The sequence below is a fragment of the Burkholderia sp. D-99 genome (assembly GCF_011605345.1).
Taxonomy (GTDB): domain Bacteria; phylum Pseudomonadota; class Gammaproteobacteria; order Burkholderiales; family Burkholderiaceae; genus Burkholderia.
Window position 1 is genome coordinate 84,827 of sequence record NZ_JAAOXM010000003.1, and the last position, 17,425, is coordinate 102,251.

A 17,425-nucleotide genomic window follows, 5' to 3' on the forward strand; every position below is an offset into this window, starting at 1 on the left:
AATACCTTTGCGCTCACGCGCGTCGCTCTATTCTGTTGATAATCGACCAGTTGAATTGGATGGCCGATCGAGTTCCGGCCCGATTTTCCGGAATATCTTTACATCAGACTATTCGCCTGCGCCGCATGGCGATACGGACTCAAGCGGTGCTGGCCTGATAAAAATCGTACGCTTGGCCTACGTCCGCGAAATTATGAAGTTTTCCCTGCACCAGCACGGCTGCGCGGTCACAGTGCTGGCGAACATAGGCGACATCGTGGCTGACGATAATGAGTGCTCGATCCCGTCGTTTTTCGAAAAGCTCGTGATGGCATTTCGCGTGAAATCGACTGTCGCCAACCGCGATAATCTCGTCAATCAGGAAGCAATCGAATTCGATCGCCATCGAAATTGCGAACGCCAACCGTGCCCGCATGCCGGAAGAATACGTCTTTACCGGTTCCCGAAGGTAGCTGCCCAGCTCTGAAAACTCTTGCACGAACGGCTCCGCGCGCTTCGCATCCGCACCGTACACCCGGCATACGAAGCGCAGGTTGTCCATTCCGGTCAGGCTGCCCTGGAAGGCGCCGCCGAAGGCGAGTGGCCAGGAGACGCTCATGTCGCGCGAAATACGCCCGGCGGTCGGAGGTTCTGCGCCGCTGATCATCCGGATCAAGGTCGATTTCCCGGCACCGTTCCGTCCGAGAATGCCGACACGTTCGCCTTTATTCACGGTCAACGAAATATCATCGAGTACCGTACGCCGGCCAGTCCGGGTGTGATAAGCCTTGCTCAGGTTTTTGAGAGAGATCATTCCGGCTCCACGTGCTTGCTGGCCTCCCGGACAAGGCACAGACCGATGAGTAGAAGAACCAGGTCGAAGGTCACCATGTAACCGATGTCGTAATGTGCCTTGACGAGAGGGCCAAAATAGCCGGACCGGATCATTTCCACGCCGTGCACCATTGGCAGAAGCAAAATGAATTTCTGCGCATACTGGGGCATCCAATCCACCATGAATACCGCGCCCGACAGCGGAAACAGCAGGTAGGCGATCGTGTGCCAGACCCGCTCGACGGTTTCGCTGCGCTCGCTCAGCGCGCCAAGTGTGAACCCGAGGCCGCAAGCAAGCGTTGCAATATGAATCCATCCGCCGAGGATCAGAGCGATGTTGTGCGGTGGCGCCATCATGCCGATCCCGATGAAGAGCACGCTCAGTACGAAAAACGACATTGTTGCGCCGGATATCTCGAGCACCAGGCGTGCCATCAGAAGATCAATCACCCTGACATTGCGATGGTAGAGCAGGCTCTGATTCGGCTGAATGGCAAGCGAGCACCGGCCTGCGCAATTGCGCCATAGCAGCACAGTCGAATAGCCGGTGACGGCAAATGCCGTGATCGGCAGTGTCGAGCCGTGAGTCGCCTTGGAGACGGTCCATAGGGCCGTGACGCCAAGCGTGAACATCATCGGTTCGCACATGATCCACAGGAAGCCCACATTGTGGCGGCCATAGCGCGTGATGATTTCACGCATCAGCAGCGCGCCGACGACGCGGATCTGAATGCGCAACGACCGAAAGAAGGGCGTGTCGTGATGCACGGCGTGCCGATTAGTCATAGTGCTCTCGGACGCCGGCCAGCAACAGGCTCAAGATGCCCCAGACGATCATGCTCAACGCGAAAGTCTCGAAAATCGATTTCAGGCGTCGCGGTTCGATTGCGATGTCCGGGGTGTTGGGCTCGACAAGACGCTCGAGATAGAGCTGCTTGCGCTGCAATTCTGCACGCGCATTTTCCATACCGGTCATCGCAGAAGCCAACTGCTTGTCAGCAAACTGCGATTCCAGTTGCAGGCGCGCGTATTGCGCGGCCTTGTCCGACAGGGAGCCGGATCGGCCGGCGACACCGCCGGTGGCTGCCTCGATTTGACGCTGAAGAGTGGAAATGTTCGTTTTCAGCGTTGCGACCTGCGGGTTTGCCGGCGCGGTGGACTGCAACTGGATCAGTTGGCTCTGTGCTGTCAGCAACTGCGATTGCAGGCTGCTGACTTGCTGCAGTTCCAGTGCGGATTGCTTGTCGGGATCAAAAACCGTGTGCGTGTTCCGGTATGCGGCCAGCGCTGCGGCTGCATCCTTCGCCTTTGTGGTTGCCTGGTCGACCTGCTTCTGCGCGAACTGGACGGTATCGTTCGCGGCACGATCATTCATGCGATTGACGAGGCGCTCGCTCAGTTCGAGCAGCGATTCGTTGATCTTTTCGGCGTCCTGCGCGGAGTAGGCGCGGATCTGCAGGGTCGTGATGGCGGATGCAGAGTCGAAGTCAACCGAGACAACATGCTTGCGGTAGTATTTCAGCAGTGCTTCAAAGCTGTTGTCGAACGACTTCGAGAACCGGCTGACGAAGTCGCCGTGGTCGCCGTATGCGTTGGCAATATAGTCCGCCTTGTTCAACTCCCTTAGCGCATCACGGGACTGGATATAGTCGACTACCGCGTAGGTGTCGTCCTGCGCGCGCGAGAAGCCGGAGCCTTGCAGCAACGCGCCCACGACGCTCGTTTGCATCTGCCGCTGTGGGCTGCGTACAACGAAGCGCGATTCCGAGACGTAAACGTCGGATGCGACAAGACCGAAGTAGGCGATCGCGATCGTGGTCGGGACGATCACGGTGAACGCGAAGAGGCGGTTGATTCCCTTGATGCGTTCCATCAGGGGCTTCTTGCCGTTGTTGGGTGGTACGGTCGTTTCGTTGCTAGATGTGGTTTCCAACGCAATTCCCAGACTAAATATTTTTCCCATCCCGTAGCAACGGGCTTGCGAATTCCGACGAGCGGGGGCAGGGAAGCGCGACGACCGATGCGGCGGTGCATCCCATCTCGGCCGGCAAACGTCGGAGGCGTTGCCTGCCGCATCTGGCATGCGCCGTCCACGACAGCTTTCGCGTGAGCGCGGCGGCGCACGCAGTAGGTTTTTAAAACGAGCCGCCGATTATAGCTACGTGGAGTGACTCGCGCTATCGCTCGCTGTGAGAGCGCGCATGTTGCGAGATCGCTGATGTTTATATTTTCACAAAGGTACTGTATTCTTCGCCGGTTCTGGAGCACCAGTCTGCTTATTAAAACTACTGCTTAAAACTGCTGCTGGCCTGGCCGTGGGGGGGTCCTTCGGCTGGTTCGCGCGGCCTTGATGCTTTCACATGCAACGCTCCTTTCTTGTCCTGCAGGGTACGGCTTCCCCTTTTTTTGGCAGGCTGGCTGCCGCGCTTCGTGAGCGCGGGCACTGGGTTCGTAGGGTCAATTTTTGTGGCGGGGATCTGATTTACTCGGGCTCGAAGGGAAGCTGGAACTACTCGCACCCGGTTGAGCATTTGGTGGAGTGGTATGGCGACATTGTAAAGTCGGGTAATTTTACTGATATCGTCATGTTTGGCGATTGTAGGGAAATTCATCGCCCCGTCCATCCAATTGCCGAGGCGAGCGGCCTCCGGGTCCATGTGTTCGAGGAGGGATACGTTCGTCCTCATTGGCTGACGCTCGAGTGCGGCGGCGTGAATGGCCGGTCGTCGCTGCCGAAGGACCCGGCTGTTTACTACGCGGCGCGCGGGGCGACACCCGCCGCCGGGGTTGGCCGCCCAACGGGGTATAACCTGTATGAGCGCACATTTCATGACATCCGCTACCGTGCAGCCAATGCGCTCCTCAGCGCCCGGTTCCCGCACTATCGGAGTCACCGGCCGAAGAATGGCCTGTTCGAATACGCGGGGCTGACTTCGCGGGCGCTGCTGCAGCGGCTTCACCAGGGCGAAGCCGAGCGCGTGACCGCCGAACTTCTGGCGAAAGGCCGGGATTTTTATGTTTTCCCGTTGCAATTGAATTCGGACGCACAAATTATCGTCCATTCCCCATTTGACGGGATCCGTGGCGCAATCGACCGTGTAATGCAATCGTTTGCGGCATACTCTCAACCGGATTCATTGCTGGTAATTAAGAATCACCCTCTGGATACGGGATTGATCGAATACCGGCGTTATTCCGAAAGGCTGGCTCACGAGTTGCGCGTGGCCGACAGGGTTCGCTTTATCGACGCCGGGCATTTGCCGACGCTTCTCGATCATGCCAGGGGCGTGGTCGTGGTGAACAGCACCGTGGGCTTGTCGGCGCTACATCATCGGCGGCCGCTGATCGCGCTAGGCGACGCCATCTATGCAATTCCCGGGTTGACCTGGCAGGGAACGCTGGACGAATTCTGGGGGCAAGGGAGCGAGCCGGACATGGATCTTTATCAGGCCTTCCTGGATTACATCATGCATTACACGCAGATCAACGGCGATTTCTACACGCGTACCGGCATTGAGATGGCGGTGCAGGGATCGGTCGACCGCCTGGATCGCGCGAATGCGTAGTCACGGGCCGGCCCACGTCGTCGTTACCGGGGCCAGTGCCGGCCTCGGTCAAGCCATTGCATTTGCCTACGCGCAGCCCGGGGCCGTGCTCGGTCTCATCGGTCGTGATCGCGAGCGGATCGATGCGACCGCTGAGGTCTGCCGTGCGCGCGGTGCCACGGTTGAAACCGGCGTCATAGACGTGCGTGAAGCGACGGCGGTGGCGGCCTGGCTCGACGATTTCGACGCCCGTCATCCAATCGACCTGTTAATCGCGAATGCCGGTGTCGCCAGTACGATCGCATCAGCCTCGGATTGGGAGGGGTTGGAGCGCACCGCGCACGTGATCGATACCAACCTTTACGGCATGCTCAACACGGTCTTGCCGGTCATTGAACGCATGGGCTCACGCGGGCGTGGTCGCGTTGCAATGGTCAGTTCGCTCGCCGCGTTGCGCGGCATGGCGATCTCGCCTGCCTATTGCGCAAGCAAATCTGCCATCAAGGCCTATGGAGACTCGGTGCGGCCGCTGCTGGCCCGCCGCGGGGTGGGTGTTACGGTGATCCTTCCCGGCTTCGTGAAGACGGCGATGAGCGACGTGTTCCCCGGCGACAAGCCTTTCCTGTGGAGTGCCGAGCGTGCGGCGGCCTATATTCGCCGCCGGCTCGACGCGGGGCGCAGCGAGATCGCATTCCCGGGCTTGCTCGCGCTCGGCATGCGCCTGCTGTCGTTTTTGCCCGCTGCGCTGGCCGATGCGATTCTCGGCCGCTTGTCCTATTTGCCGTCGAAGGGCCGGGCCAATTGAGCGGGGGCCATACGTGGGTGCCTGCAGTCACCGGTGCATTGTCGTTCGCGTTCGATGCGATCGCCATTCCCCGCGCGCCGTTGCGGCGACCGTTGCTGTCGTCTGCACTTCACATTCTTTCTGTACTCTTTTTATTTGACCTGCTGATCGCCATCACGTCACGGTCGCTATTTTCGGCCTGCGCGGCGCTCGCGCTCGTCGGTCTTGTCGCTGCAGTCAGCAATGCCAAGTACGAGTCGTTGCGCGAGCCGTTCGTATTTACCGATCTCAGTCTCTTCAGCCAGTTGTTTTCGCATCCCCGTCTCTACCTGCCGTTCTTGAGCGTGGGCAAAGTCGCCGCGATCGGAGTAGGCATCGTACTTGTGATCACAGGCTTCGTCGTCGAGCGGCCCGTATCGTCAGGTTCTCCCGCAATGACCTGGCTTGCGGTGGTATTGCCGTTCGCGCTTGCCGTATCCGTCTCCGCACGCCTGCCGCTCACGCTTGATCCGAACGTCGACCAACGGCGCCACGGTTTCTTTGCCGTGTTTGTCGCCTATCTGCTCAATGGCCTGCGTCCTGCGACATTTCGGCGGTTCCGTGAAGTTGTGGCGGCCGGACCGTTCACCATTGGCGAGCCGCGGCGGCGTCCTGACGTGATCGTGATCCAGAGTGAGTCGTTCTTCGACGCGCGCCGGCTTGGCGACACGATTGAGCCCGGCCTCTTCAGGCGCTTCGACGAGGCGCGTAGCGAGGCCGTCTGGCATGGCGAGATGACCGTTCCTGCCTGGGGCGCGAATACCATGCGCACGGAATTTGCCGTGCTGACCGGCACGGAATCTTTTGCGCTTGGCTATGCGCGCTTTTATCCGTATGCCTTTGTAAGACGTCGAGTCGCGTCACTCGCATCCTGGCTGGGATGTGGCGGTTACGATACAACTGCAATACATCCCTATTACGCGGATTTCTTCGGACGCAACCGGGTATTTCCGTTGCTCGGCTTTGCACAATTCCTCGATATCGGGCATTTCGCCTCCGCATCGCGTGCCGGCCCGTACGTGGCGGATGCAGCTGTTTCCGAGGCAATCGTTTCGAAGCTAGGCGCGGCGGACCGTGACCGCCCGCAGTTCATCTTCGCGATGACAATGGAGAACCACGGCCCGCTGCACCTCGAGCAGGTTTTACCCGGCGAATCGTCTTCAAGGCATACTCTCGGCGAAGACGCGTCCTGGCGCGACCTGACAGCTTACTTGCGGCATATCGAAAATGCGGACGCAATGATTGGGCGCTTGCTCGATCATTTGCGCGCCAGCGATCGTGAAACGGTTGTTTGTTTCTACGGCGACCACGTTCCCGCTTTGCCCCATGTGTTCCAGAAGCTGGGCGTTTCTCCGCAGCAAAGCGACTACTTCATTTGGCGAAATTACGGCACAGTTGCTCCCGAATGCCGGCATTTGGCCGCCGAAGGGCTGGGGGAGGCGCTGCTGCGTGTGGTACAAGACGACGGAAATCGTACGGAACAGCCGTGCGCATCCGAGAAAGCGACATAAGAGATGAACAGTAAGATTGCAATAATTGGGGTGGCTTGTCGGTTTCCCGGGAGCGCTAACAATCTTGGCGACTTCTGGCAGCTGCTGCGCGACGAACGCGACGCAGTGACCGAAATCCCGGCCGACCGTTTCGGCACCGATTTCTACCAGCACCCGTCCAAGCGCGAACCGGGCAAGAGCTACACGTTCTCGGCCGGCGTGCTCGACAACGTCGCCGGCTTCGATGCCGCGTTCTTCGGTATTTCCCCGCGCGAAGCGGCCCAGATGGACCCCCAGCAGCGCCTGTTGCTCGAACTCGCATGGGAAGCGTTCGAGGACGCGGGCGTGCGCCCGGCCGACATGCGCGGCAGCAACTGCGGTGTCTTCGTCGGTGCCGCCAGCATGGATTACGGCAACCGCAACATGGACGATCTGAACGTGATCGATCCGTATTCGGCGACCGGCAACACACTGAGTATCGCGTCGAACCGCGTCTCCTACCTGTTCGACCTGCGCGGCCCGAGCATGTCCGTCGACACGGCCTGCTCGTCGTCTCTCGTCGCGCTTCACCAGGCCGTCAAGGCACTGCAGTCCGGCGAAGCCGACGTGGCGCTCGCGGGCGGCGTCAACCTGCTGCTGCACCCGTTCGGTTTCGTCAGCTTCTCCAAGGCGTCGATGTTGTCGCCGCGCGGCCGTTGCCGCGCGTTCGATGCGACCGGCGACGGTTATGTCCGCTCGGAAGGCGGCGCGTTCGTGCTGCTCAAGCCGCTCGATCGCGCGCTCGCCGACGGCGACACGATCCATGCGGTGATCGCCGGCTCCGGCGTGAACTCGGTCGGCCACTCACCGGGCGGCATCAGCGTGCCTGGCGCGGCCGCACAGGCATCGCTGCTGCGCAGCGTCTATGCGCGCGCGGGCATCGATCCGCAGTCCCTGGCGTATCTCGAGGCGCACGGCACCGGCACGGCGGTCGGCGATCCGATCGAGGCGCGTGCGCTGATCGACGTCGTGTCGGGCGAGCGCCCGGCAGATCGTCCGCTGCTCATCGGTTCGGTAAAAACCAACATCGGCCACCTCGAAACGGCATCCGGCATGGCCGGGCTGCTGAAGGCCGTGCTGTGCCTGAAGCATCGCGCTGTGCCGCGCTCGCTGCATTTCGTCACGCCCAATCCGGGCATCGATTTCGACGGCGGGCGCCTGCGCGTCGTCGATCGCTACATGCCGCTCGACACAGGCGGCGCGCCGCTGTCAGTCGGCGTCAACTCGTTCGGCTTCGGTGGCACGAATGCACACGTCATATTGACCGAGGCGCCGGCTGCAAACGAGGCGTCCCCGGCCGCGCCTGAGCCTGTTCACGCGCAGCTGTCTCCGCTCGTCCTGAGCGCGCGCAGCGCGAACGCGCTTGGCGCGCTCGCAGGTCGATATCTTGCGGCGCTCGACAATGGCGGCGACTGGCAGGCGCTTGCCGCCGCGGGCGCCCGTCGTCGCCAATGGCTCGAACATCGCGCAATCGTCGCGCCGGCCGACGTGGCCGAAGGCCGTGCGGCACTTGCAGCGCTGGCCCAGGCGGCGCCGGAAGGGCTGCCCGCATGCGTGGCGACCGGGCAGGCGCCGGCCGACGCGGTGCGCACCGCGCTCGTCTTCTCGGGCAACGGCTGCCAGTGGGTCGGGATGGGCAACGAGCTCTATGCCGAGAACGCCGTCTTCCGTGCCGCGCTCGACGAAGTCGACGCACTGTGGTGCGCCGACGGCAGTTCGTCGCTGGTCGACGTGATGCGCGGCGGCCCGAGCGCGGAATGGCTGGCCGGCGCGGGTGCCGAATGGCTCGCCGCGACGGAGAACGCGCAGCCTCTGCTGTTCGCGATCCAGGTCGGCATGATCCGCGTGATCGATGCACGCGGGATGCGTTACGACGCAGCGATCGGCCATAGCGTCGGCGAAATTGCCGCGGCGTGGGTGACAGGCGCGCTGTCGCTCGCCGACGCGGTGCGCGTGATCAAGATCCGCAGCCGTGCGCAGGCGATGACGCGCGGCAGCGGCCGGATGGCGGCCGTCGGCATCGGCGACGCGGCGGCACGCGAACTGATCGCACGCCACGGGCTGGCGCGCCGTGTCGAGATCGCCGGCATCAACAGCCCCGATGCAGTGACGCTCGCGGGCGAGCTGCAGGGGTTGCAGGCACTGGAAGCGGCGCTGCGCGGCAGCGGCAAGTTCTTCCAGATGCTGGATCTCGACTACGCGTTCCACAGCAGCCACATGGACCGCATCGAGCCGGTCGTGCTGGCCGAACTGGCGAGCCTGCGGCCGCAGCCGGGCAATGGCACGTTCGTGTCGACCGTGACCGGCGGCGCACTTGCCGGCACCGAGCTCGACGCACGCTACTGGTGGCGCAATATTCGCGAGCCCGTGCGCTTCGGCGACGGCATCGCGCACTTGATCGAGCAGGGCGTTCGGCTGTTCATCGAGGTGTCGCCGCATTCGATTCTGCGCACGTACGTGAAACAGGCACTCGCGGCCGCCGGCGCAACCGGAGTGGCGCTGCCGACGCTCAAGCGCGATCACGGCAGCGCGGCGATGCTGCAGCAGGCGATTCTCGCGTCGATCGCGCATGGTGCGAGCGTCGATCCCGACCGCTTCGCGCCGGGCGAATCGCGTGCTGCATTGCCGTCCTATCCGTGGCAGCGCGACCGCTTCTGGCTGACGCCGACCGTCGAAGGCTACGGCCTCGTCAATCGCCGCCGCGAGCATCCGCTGCTCGGCTATCGCCTGCATGAGCACGCATTCGCGTGGGAAAACCAGCTCGATCCGGCGAAGCTGCCGATGCTGGCCGATCACGTCGTCGACGGCGGCGTGGCGTTCCCGGGCGCGGGTTACGTGGAAATGGCCCTCGCCGCGGCACGCACCTTCTTCGAAACGCCGGATGCGGCGCTCGAAAACGTCGAGATTCGCACGCCGGTCGTATTCCAGCCGCAGCAGGCGAAACTGTTCCGGCTCGTGATCGAGCCGCGCACCGCGACCTTCACGATCGAGACGCGCGACCGGATGTCCGACAGCGCATGGTCGCTGAACGTGACGGGGCGGATGCTGGAAAGCGGCAATGCGCTCGGCGATACGAGCGTCGTGCCGTCCGACGCGCTTGAGCGCCTGCTCGCGCTGCCCGCAGCCGACGGCGACACGCTGTACGCAAACACGGCGGCCATCGGCCTCGGCTACGGGCCGGCGTTCCGCTGGGTCCGCACCGTGCGGGTCGCCGCGGGCGACGGCGCGGCGCTGGCGGACGTCGCCGCGCCGGCCGCATGCGGTGATGCGCGGGCATTGTCCGCCTATCTGCTGCATCCGGCGCTGATGGACAGCGGCTTTCACCCGCTGTTCGCATTGCTGGCGGCGCACGCGCGCGAAGGCGAGCATCCGGCTTACGTGCCGGTGCAGATCGGCCGGGTCGACTATCTGCGCGGCGACACGGTCGAGCGGGTGCTCGTGAAGATCGACCGGCACAGCCCGCATTCGATCGTCGCGCATTTCGAATTCCTCGACGCGCGGGGCGCGATCGTCGCGCGGCTCGGCGCTTGCCGGTTCCGGCGCGTCGATCTCGTCGGCCGTCGGCAGAACCTGCCCGCGCGCTTCGTCTACCGCCTTGAAGAAGTGCCGCTGCCGGGCGACGTCGACGCAGCCGGTTTGCCGGCCCCCGACGCGCTGCTCGCACAGGCCGTCGCGCGGCTCGATGCGACCGGGCACGACGGCCGCCGGACGCAGCATCTGACCGAAATCCTGCCGCTGCTCGACGTGCTGGCGAGCCTCTACGCGCTGCGTGCGTTCGATGCGCTCGGCGCATTCGCCGGCACGTGGCAGCCGGCGGCCGGGCGTGCGGCGCTGGCCGCGCGTCTTGCCGACATGCTGGTCGAGGATGGTCTCGCTCATCGCGATGGCGCGCTGCTCGTGCGCGACGACGCGGCGTGTGCGGCGCTTCCGCCACTCGACGAGCTGTGGCGTGGGCTGCTGGCCGAATCGCCGGGGCACGTGGCCGAACTGACGCTGCTCGCGCATTGCGGCGCGGCGTTGCCCGCCGTGCTGGGCGGCGCGAAGGATGGCGCACGCTTGCTGTCTCCGACCGGGCACAGCCTGGTTGAACAGCTCCTTGCCGCATCGCCGACGTGGCAGCACGTGCACGCGTTGCTGACCGCAAGCGTCGAGCAGGCGGTCGACGGATGGCAACCGGCGCGCCGATTGCGCGTGCTCGAACTGGGCGCGACGGACGGCGACGTGCTGCAGACGCTCGGCATGCATCTCGCGGCCGCGCGCTGCGATCACGCGATCGCGGCGACGGCCGGCCAGCTGGCCGGATTCGACACGGATGCGGAAGCGGCGGTGCGCACGGTTGCACTGCAGTCGGGCGAGCGGCTGTCGCTGGCGGCCGACGAAGCCGGGCCTTACGACCTGATCGTCGCGAACCGCGCGTTGAGCGGCCGTCACGATGTGGCCGACGCGCTGAACGCGATGCGGTCATGGCTGGCGCCGGGCGGATTGCTGCTGCTGGCCGAGTCGCGCGGCGGCCGCTTCTCCGACATCGTGTTCGGCGCGCAGGCTTCGTCGACGGAAGCCGACGCGCCCGTGCCGCTGGCGCCGGCGGATCTCGATGCGGCACTCGAACGCGCGGGCTACGTCGACGTCGTGCGGCATGTCGAGCAATCGCTCGATCTGGACGGTACGCCGACGTTCGTCATCGCGCGCAACCCCGCGAGCGCCGTTGCTGCGCAACGCAGCGACGAACCGAGCGATCTCGATACGCTGGCGCGCAGCGAGCAATGGCTCGTGATGCACGCACCGGATGCCGCCGGCAGTTTCGGCGGGCGGCTGGCCGATGCGCTGGCGCGCGCGGGCTATCCGGCCGATATCGTCGACATCACGCATGCGGCCGACGCGATCGCGTCGTTGCCGGCCGGGCAGCCGGCGCATGTCGTGTTCTGCGCGCCGGAAGCACCGCTCGCCGAATCGGCGACGGGGGATGGCCTGATGGCCGCGCAGCGTTACGGCGCGATCGCGCTGGCGGCACTCGTCCGCACGCTCGGCGCGCAGCCGAACGCGGCCACACGATTGACCGTCGTCACGCGCGGCGGCGCGCCGTTCGCCGGGACCGCGAACGCGCATCCGGAACAGGCAACGCTGTGGGGCCTCGGTCGCGTGCTGGCGAACGAGCATCCCGAACTTGCGTGCCGCCTGATCGACATCGATCGCGCAGCGGACGGGATTCCAGATGCGCTGATTCGCGAGTTGACCGGCTCGGCGGTCGAGGAAGAAGTCGTCCTTGGGGCGCACGGGCGGTTGGTGCCGCGCATGCTGACAGCCGCACAGGCCGCGGTCCGCAGCGATGGCGCGATTGCGCGTGCGGCCGTGCTCGCGTTCGATGCGCCTGGCTCGTTGCGCAATCTCGAATGGTTCGCGTTGCCGGAAAGCACGCTGGGCGCGGACGAGGTGGAGATCGAGCCGGTTGCAACCGGCCTCAATTTCCGCGACGTGATGTATGCGATGGGGCTCTTGTCCGATGAAGCGGTCGAGACCGGCTTCGCGGGCGCGACGATCGGCATGGAGTTGTCCGGCCGCGTCGTCCGGGTGGGCGGCGCCGTGACGGAATTCGCGCCGGGCGATGCGATTCTCGGCTTCGCGCCGGCCTCGTTCGCGACGCGCGTCAGGACGCGTGCGCAAGCGATCGCGCTGAAGCCCGAACGCCTGTCGTTCGAGGAAGCGGCGACCGTGCCGACCACGTTCTTCACCGCGTATTACGCGCTCGTCGAACTCGCGCGGCTGCGTCGCGGCGAGCGTGTGCTCGTGCACGGCGGCGCGGGCGGCGTCGGGATCGCCGCGATCCAGCTCGCGCGCCATTTCGGCGCGGAAGTGTTCGCGACGGCCGGCAGCGACGAGAAGCGCGAGTTCGTGCGCCTGCTCGGCGCCGACCACGTGCTCGATTCGCGCAGCCTTGCGTTCGCGGACGAAATTCGCGCACTGACGGGCGGGCAGGGCATCGACATCGTGCTGAACTCGCTGGCCGGCGAAGCCATGGTGCGCAGCATCGACACGCTGCGTCCGTTCGGTCGTTTCCTCGAACTCGGCAAGCGCGATTTCTACGAAAACAGCCATATCGGGCTGCGGCCGTTCCGCAACAACATCAGCTATTTCGGCATCGACGCCGACCAACTGATGGGTGCGTTGCCGGATCTGACCGAACGGCTGTTCGGCGAAGTGATGACGCTGTTCGCCGCAGGCGTGCTGCACCCGCTGCCGTATCGCGCGTTTCCCGCCGAACGGGCCGAGGATGCGTTCCGCTACATGCAGCAGGCGCGCCAGATCGGCAAGGTACTCGTGACCTATCCGTCCGGCACGCCGACCCCGACGCGCGGCGTCACGCGCGCGGGTTCGCTCGCGCTCGATCCGCATGGCACGTACCTGGTGGTCGGCGGCACGGGCGGGCTCGGGTTCGCGAGCGCGCGCTGGATGGTCGAGCGCGGCGCCCGCCGGCTGACGCTGGCGAGCCGCTCCGGCGAGCTTGCCGGTGCGGCACGCGAGGAGGTCGAGCGCTGGCGCGCGACGCTCGGCGTCACGGTCGATGTCGTCTCGTGCGATGTGACCGATGCGGCGGCGGTCGATGCGATGATTGCCGCGATCGCGCGGCGCGACAGCCCGCTCAAGGGTGTGCTGCATTCCGCGATGTCGATCGACGACGGCCTCGTGCGCAATCTCGACGATGCGCGCATGGCCGCGGTGCTCGCACCGAAGGTGGCCGGCGCATGGAACCTGCATCGTGCGACACGCGCGCTGCCGCTCGACCTGTTCGTCGTCTATTCGTCGGCGACGACCTATCTCGGCAATCCGGGGCAGTCGAATTACGTCGCGGCCAACAGTTTCCTCGAGGCACTCGTCGAACATCGCCGCGCGGCCGGGTTGCCCGGCACGTTCATGGCGTGGGGCCCGCTCGAGGACGTCGGTTTCCTCGCGCGCCACGCGGATACGCGTGAGGCGCTGCAGTCGCGGATCGGCGGGGCATCGATCACGTCCGGCGAGGCGATGGTCGCGCTCGAGCGCGCGCTGGTTGCGGGCGCGGCAGGCGAAGCCGTGGTCCGGCTCGACTGGCATGCCGTGGCACGCGGGATGCCTGCTGCGAAGGCACGCCGGTATTCGCTGCTGCAATCGCATGCGAAAGGCGGCGATGCGCGCGACGGCGGCACGCAACTGAGGGAAGAAGTGCTGGCATTGGCGCGCGACGAAGCGATCGCGCTGGTTGCCCGGACGCTGCAGGCGCAGATCGCGCGGATCCTGCACATGACGCCGGATCGCATCGCGCTCGACAAGTCGGTGCTCGACATGGGCATGGATTCGCTGATGGGGATGGAACTCGGCCTTGCGGTCGAGGAAGCGTTCGAGGTCAAGCTGTCGGTGATGGCGATCGCCGAGGGCGCGTCCGTGACGACGCTGGCCGGACGCATTGTCGATTCGATCGGCGCGTCGGCCGAGGCCGGCTCCGATACCGCGACCGATGCCGCGCAGGAAGCCGTCGCGGCGCTTGCCGCGAAGCACGCGATCGAAGGCGAAGCGCGTGCGATGCTCGATACGCGGCCGGCGTCCGTGGTGGGCCAGGCGTCGCCGACGCTGGAGGTCGCGCGATGAGCGCGCCGTCCGGCTGGGCGACGAGTCAGGGCACGCTGGCAGGACCGCTTGCGATCGACGGTCACGGGCTGCACACGGGGCGCCGGGTGCGCGTGCGGATCCTGCCCGCGCGTCCGGAGGACGGCGTGACGGGTATCGTGTTCCGTCGCGTCGCGCAGGGGCGCACGCTCGCGACGCTGCCGGTCGGTCCCGCGTTGCGCCGCGCCCAGCCGCTGTGCACGATGCTGCGCAATGCCGACGGCGTCGGCGTACGTACGATCGAGCATCTGCTCGCTTCGCTGATCGCATGCGAGATCGATCATGCGATCGTCGAGATCGACGCCGAGGAAGTGCCGATTCTCGACGGCAGTGCCGCGCCGTGGGTGGACGCCATCCGCGCGTGCGGCCGCGTCGCGCTCGATGCGCCGAAACGCTTCATCCGCGTGCTGCGGCCTGTCGTCGTCGCGGACGGCGAGGGCGACCAGCGGCGCGAAATGCGGATCGAGCCGGCGTCGCGTTACGAACTGAGCGTGCGCAACGACCTGCGCGGCTTCGGCGACATGCACTGGGACGGCGCGCTGACGCCGGCCGCATTCGCTACCGAAATTGCGCCGTCGCGCTCGTACGGGCGCGTGAAGTGGGCTGTACCGGCGATCGTCGCCGGCTACCTGCGCGGGGTACCGATCCTGCGCGGCGCGCGGCCGTCGTGCACCGCGTCCATCGTCGGCAGCCGCGTGCTGGGCGGGATGCGCATGCCGGAGGAATTTGTCCGGCACCGCGTGCTCGACCTGGTCGGCGATCTCGCGCTGGCCGGCGCGCCGCTGCTGGCGCGCGTGAGCGCGTTGCGGCCGAGCCACGAGATGAATTTCCGGCTGGTCGATGCGCTGCTGGCCGCGCCCGACGCGTGGCAGTGGGCCGAGTTTTCCGACGCGTAACACCACGCCTTTTTATCTCGCGCGGCGTAACATAGCGGCTTTTCGAGATACAGCGAAGGAAGCAATGGCACTGGGAGAGCATCTTCGCCAGCAACTGGCGGCGAAAGCGCTGAAACGGCAACTGGAGCGCGCGACTGATGCTGCCGCAGCACCGGGCGTGCCTGGCACGCCGGCAGCGCAGACCGCATCGGCGCGCAGCCGCTTCGAATCGATGCCGCAGTATCAGCAGGTTCGGATCATGCGCGAGATGGGCGAGAAGCTGCGCGTCGACTCGCCGTTTTTCCGTGTGCACGACGGCGTCGCCGGTGCGACGACGCAGATCGGCGGGCGCGAATACCTGAACTTCGCGAACTACAACTACCTCGGCCTGGCAGGCGATCCGGACGTGTCCGCGCGCGCGAAAGCCGCGATCGACCGGTACGGCACGTCGGCATCGGCGAGCCGGATGGTCGCGGGCGAACGCCCGGTGCAGCGCGATCTCGAACGCGCGCTGGCCACGTTCTACGAAACCGACGACTGCGTCGCGTTCGTGAGCGGCCATGCGACCAACGTGACCGTGATCGGCGCGCTGTTCGGCCCGGGCGACCTGATCGTCCACGATGCGCTCGCGCACAACAGCATCGTGCAGGGCGCGCAGCTGAGCGGCGCGAAGCGGCTGAGTTTCGCGCACAACGACTGGCAGGCGCTCGACGAGCTGCTGTCGCGCGTGCGTCGCGAATACCGGCACGTGCTGATCGCGATCGAAGGGCTGTACAGCATGGACGGCGATTTCCCCGACCTGCAGCGCTTCGTCGACGTGAAGACCCGCCATGGTGCATTCCTGCTGGTCGACGAGGCCCATTCGCTCGGCGTGCTCGGTGCGACCGGCAAAGGCATCCGCGAGCATTGCGGTGTCGCGCCCGACCAGGTCGACATGTGGATGGGCACGATGAGCAAGACGCTGGCCGGCTGCGGCGGCTTCATCGCCGGTTGCCAGCCGCTGGTCGACATGCTGCGCCATCTGGCGCCGGGCTTCCTGTACAGCGTCGGGCTGGCGCCGACGCTCGCCGAAGCGTCGCTGGCCGCGCTCGAGCGCCTGCAGGCCGAGCCGGCGCGCGTCGCGCAATTGCAGGCGCGCGGGCGGCAGTTCCTGAACGAAGCGCGTGCTGCCGGGCTGAATACGGGCACGAGTGCGGGTTATGCGGTCGTGCCGGTGATTACCGGGAGTTCGCTGAAGGCCGCGCAGTGGGCGAATGCGATGTTCGACGAAGGGATCAACGTGCAGCCGATCTTCTATCCGGCCGTCGAGGAAAAGGCTGCGCGCCTGCGCTTCTTCATCTGCTCGACGCACGAGCCGGAGCAGATCAGCCGGACGGTCGCCGTGTTGTCCCGACTCGCTGGGCGCAGCGCATGACGCTGACCGGTGCGTTCGCGCAAGCGGTTCCGCGTGCCGGCGAGCATGTGCGGTTTCGTGCGGCCGATGCGGGCGACGCGGCGGCGTGCGCGCCGCTTGTGTTTGCGTCGGGCGTGGCCGAATTCGGGTTCTTTCTCGGCGAAAGCGACGCGCGCTGCATCGCCTTCCTGCAGCAGGCGTTCCGGTCGCGTCATGGGCGCTTCTCGTGGCGCCGGCATCGTGTCGCGGTCGCCGACGACGGTGCGGTGCTCGCCGTGATGGCGATTCACGACGGGCAGCAGACGCTGTTCGACGACGTGCATGTCGTGTGGGCACTGGCGCGCTTCTTCGGCGTACGCCACACGATCGGCCAGTTGTTGCGCGGGCTGATCCTCGAAACGGAAATTCCGGCGCCGAAGCGTTCGCAGATTCTCGTCGCGCATTGCGCAACCGACGAGCGGCAGCGCGGCACGGGCATCTTCAGCGCACTGTTCCGTGACGCACTGGACACCGGCGCATTGCCCGCCGACGGCAGCCGCGACGTCGTCCTCGACGTGCTGACCCGCAATGTGCGGGCCCGCGCGCTGTACGAACGGCTCGGGTTCACCGCACTGCCGCGGCCGCGCGCCCGTTCGCGCCGGCTGCCCGCCGAACTCGATTCGATCCGGATGCGTTTTTCGCGCCGCGCCTGATGGCGCGTATGGCAGCCTGCTGCGCTACTTCCGCCGCGGGCTGAACGGCCGCTGCTGCGCGTCGGCGCATCGCGTGAACGCGTTTGCCGTTCGCGCGAGTGGCGTACCGACGCGCGCGGG

At 65.6% G+C, this 17,425-nt stretch carries 10 protein-coding genes; 7 read left to right on the top strand and 3 right to left on the bottom strand.

Annotation, left to right across the window (positions count from 1 at the left end; all coding sequences use genetic code 11):
- Nucleotides 1–139 precede the first annotated feature (139 nt).
- From HAV18_RS14340 to HAV18_RS14350, 3 genes are read right to left on the bottom strand one after another with little or no spacing between them, the layout of a single operon-like run.
- Nucleotides 140–793 (bottom strand): ABC transporter ATP-binding protein, encoded by a 654-nt coding sequence (locus tag HAV18_RS14340; protein WP_166956929.1) that lies wholly within the window; start codon nucleotides 791–793, stop codon nucleotides 140–142.
- Complete coding sequence (locus HAV18_RS14345; protein WP_208101958.1) at nucleotides 790–1,599, bottom strand: ABC transporter permease; 810 nt, start codon at nucleotides 1,597–1,599, stop codon at nucleotides 790–792. The genes HAV18_RS14340 and HAV18_RS14345 overlap by 4 nt, the downstream gene beginning before the upstream one ends.
- Nucleotides 1,592–2,686: a hypothetical protein gene (locus HAV18_RS14350; protein WP_243771648.1), complete on the bottom strand. Its 1,095-nt coding sequence runs from the start codon at nucleotides 2,684–2,686 to the stop codon at nucleotides 1,592–1,594. The genes HAV18_RS14345 and HAV18_RS14350 overlap by 8 nt, the downstream gene beginning before the upstream one ends.
- 487 nt (nucleotides 2,687–3,173) lie before the next feature.
- Here HAV18_RS14350 and HAV18_RS14355 point away from each other — a divergent pair, with 487 nt between their 5' ends.
- The 7 genes from HAV18_RS14355 to HAV18_RS14385 all read left to right on the top strand — a co-directional run bounded on the left by HAV18_RS14355 (nucleotide 3,174) and on the right by HAV18_RS14385 (nucleotide 17,305).
- Nucleotides 3,174–4,379: a capsule biosynthesis protein gene (locus HAV18_RS14355; RefSeq protein WP_166956933.1), complete on the top strand. Its 1,206-nt coding sequence runs from the start codon at nucleotides 3,174–3,176 to the stop codon at nucleotides 4,377–4,379.
- Entirely contained in the window at nucleotides 4,372–5,163 is a 792-nt protein-coding gene (locus tag HAV18_RS14360; RefSeq protein WP_166956935.1) for an SDR family oxidoreductase, read from the top strand. The genes HAV18_RS14355 and HAV18_RS14360 overlap by 8 nt, the downstream gene beginning before the upstream one ends.
- 17 nt (nucleotides 5,164–5,180) lie before the next feature.
- Nucleotides 5,181–6,692 carry an LTA synthase family protein gene (locus HAV18_RS14365; protein ID WP_166956937.1) on the top strand — a complete coding sequence of 504 codons (1,512 nt, stop codon included), beginning with the start codon at nucleotides 5,181–5,183 and terminating at the stop codon, nucleotides 6,690–6,692.
- A gap of 3 nt (nucleotides 6,693–6,695) precedes the next feature.
- Nucleotides 6,696–14,327, top strand: a complete 7,632-nt coding sequence (locus tag HAV18_RS14370; protein WP_166956939.1) for a type I polyketide synthase — start codon at nucleotides 6,696–6,698, stop codon at nucleotides 14,325–14,327.
- Complete coding sequence (locus HAV18_RS14375) at nucleotides 14,324–15,241, top strand: UDP-3-O-acyl N-acetylglycosamine deacetylase (RefSeq protein ID WP_166956941.1); 918 nt, start codon at nucleotides 14,324–14,326, stop codon at nucleotides 15,239–15,241. The genes HAV18_RS14370 and HAV18_RS14375 overlap by 4 nt, the downstream gene beginning before the upstream one ends.
- 64 nt (nucleotides 15,242–15,305) lie before the next feature.
- The gene (locus HAV18_RS14380; protein WP_166956943.1) at nucleotides 15,306–16,634 is read left to right on the top strand and encodes an aminotransferase class I/II-fold pyridoxal phosphate-dependent enzyme; all 1,329 of its coding nucleotides are present in this window, start codon (nucleotides 15,306–15,308) and stop codon (nucleotides 16,632–16,634) included.
- Nucleotides 16,631–17,305: an N-acetyltransferase gene (locus tag HAV18_RS14385; protein WP_166956945.1), complete on the top strand. Its 675-nt coding sequence runs from the start codon at nucleotides 16,631–16,633 to the stop codon at nucleotides 17,303–17,305. Before HAV18_RS14380 ends, HAV18_RS14385 begins: the two co-directional genes overlap by 4 nt.
- Nucleotides 17,306–17,425 lie beyond the last annotated feature (120 nt).

What these genes read in the sequence shown, in the direction of transcription:
- HAV18_RS14350 (WP_243771648.1), bottom strand. Translation starts at nt 2,686, where the DNA reads ATGGAACGCATCAAGGGAATCAACCGCCTCTTCGCGTTCACCGTGATC.
- HAV18_RS14355 (WP_166956933.1), top strand. Translation starts at nt 3,174, where the DNA reads ATGCAACGCTCCTTTCTTGTCCTGCAGGGTACGGCTTCCCCTTTTTTT.
- HAV18_RS14385 (WP_166956945.1), top strand. Translation starts at nt 16,631, where the DNA reads ATGACGCTGACCGGTGCGTTCGCGCAAGCGGTTCCGCGTGCCGGCGAG.
- HAV18_RS14375 (WP_166956941.1), top strand. Translation starts at nt 14,324, where the DNA reads ATGAGCGCGCCGTCCGGCTGGGCGACGAGTCAGGGCACGCTGGCAGGA.
- HAV18_RS14370 (WP_166956939.1), top strand. Translation starts at nt 6,696, where the DNA reads ATGAACAGTAAGATTGCAATAATTGGGGTGGCTTGTCGGTTTCCCGGG.
- HAV18_RS14360 (WP_166956935.1), top strand. Translation starts at nt 4,372, where the DNA reads ATGCGTAGTCACGGGCCGGCCCACGTCGTCGTTACCGGGGCCAGTGCC.
- HAV18_RS14340 (WP_166956929.1), bottom strand. Translation starts at nt 793, where the DNA reads ATGATCTCTCTCAAAAACCTGAGCAAGGCTTATCACACCCGGACTGGC.
- HAV18_RS14345 (WP_208101958.1), bottom strand. Translation starts at nt 1,599, where the DNA reads ATGACTAATCGGCACGCCGTGCATCACGACACGCCCTTCTTTCGGTCG.
- HAV18_RS14380 (WP_166956943.1), top strand. Translation starts at nt 15,306, where the DNA reads ATGGCACTGGGAGAGCATCTTCGCCAGCAACTGGCGGCGAAAGCGCTG.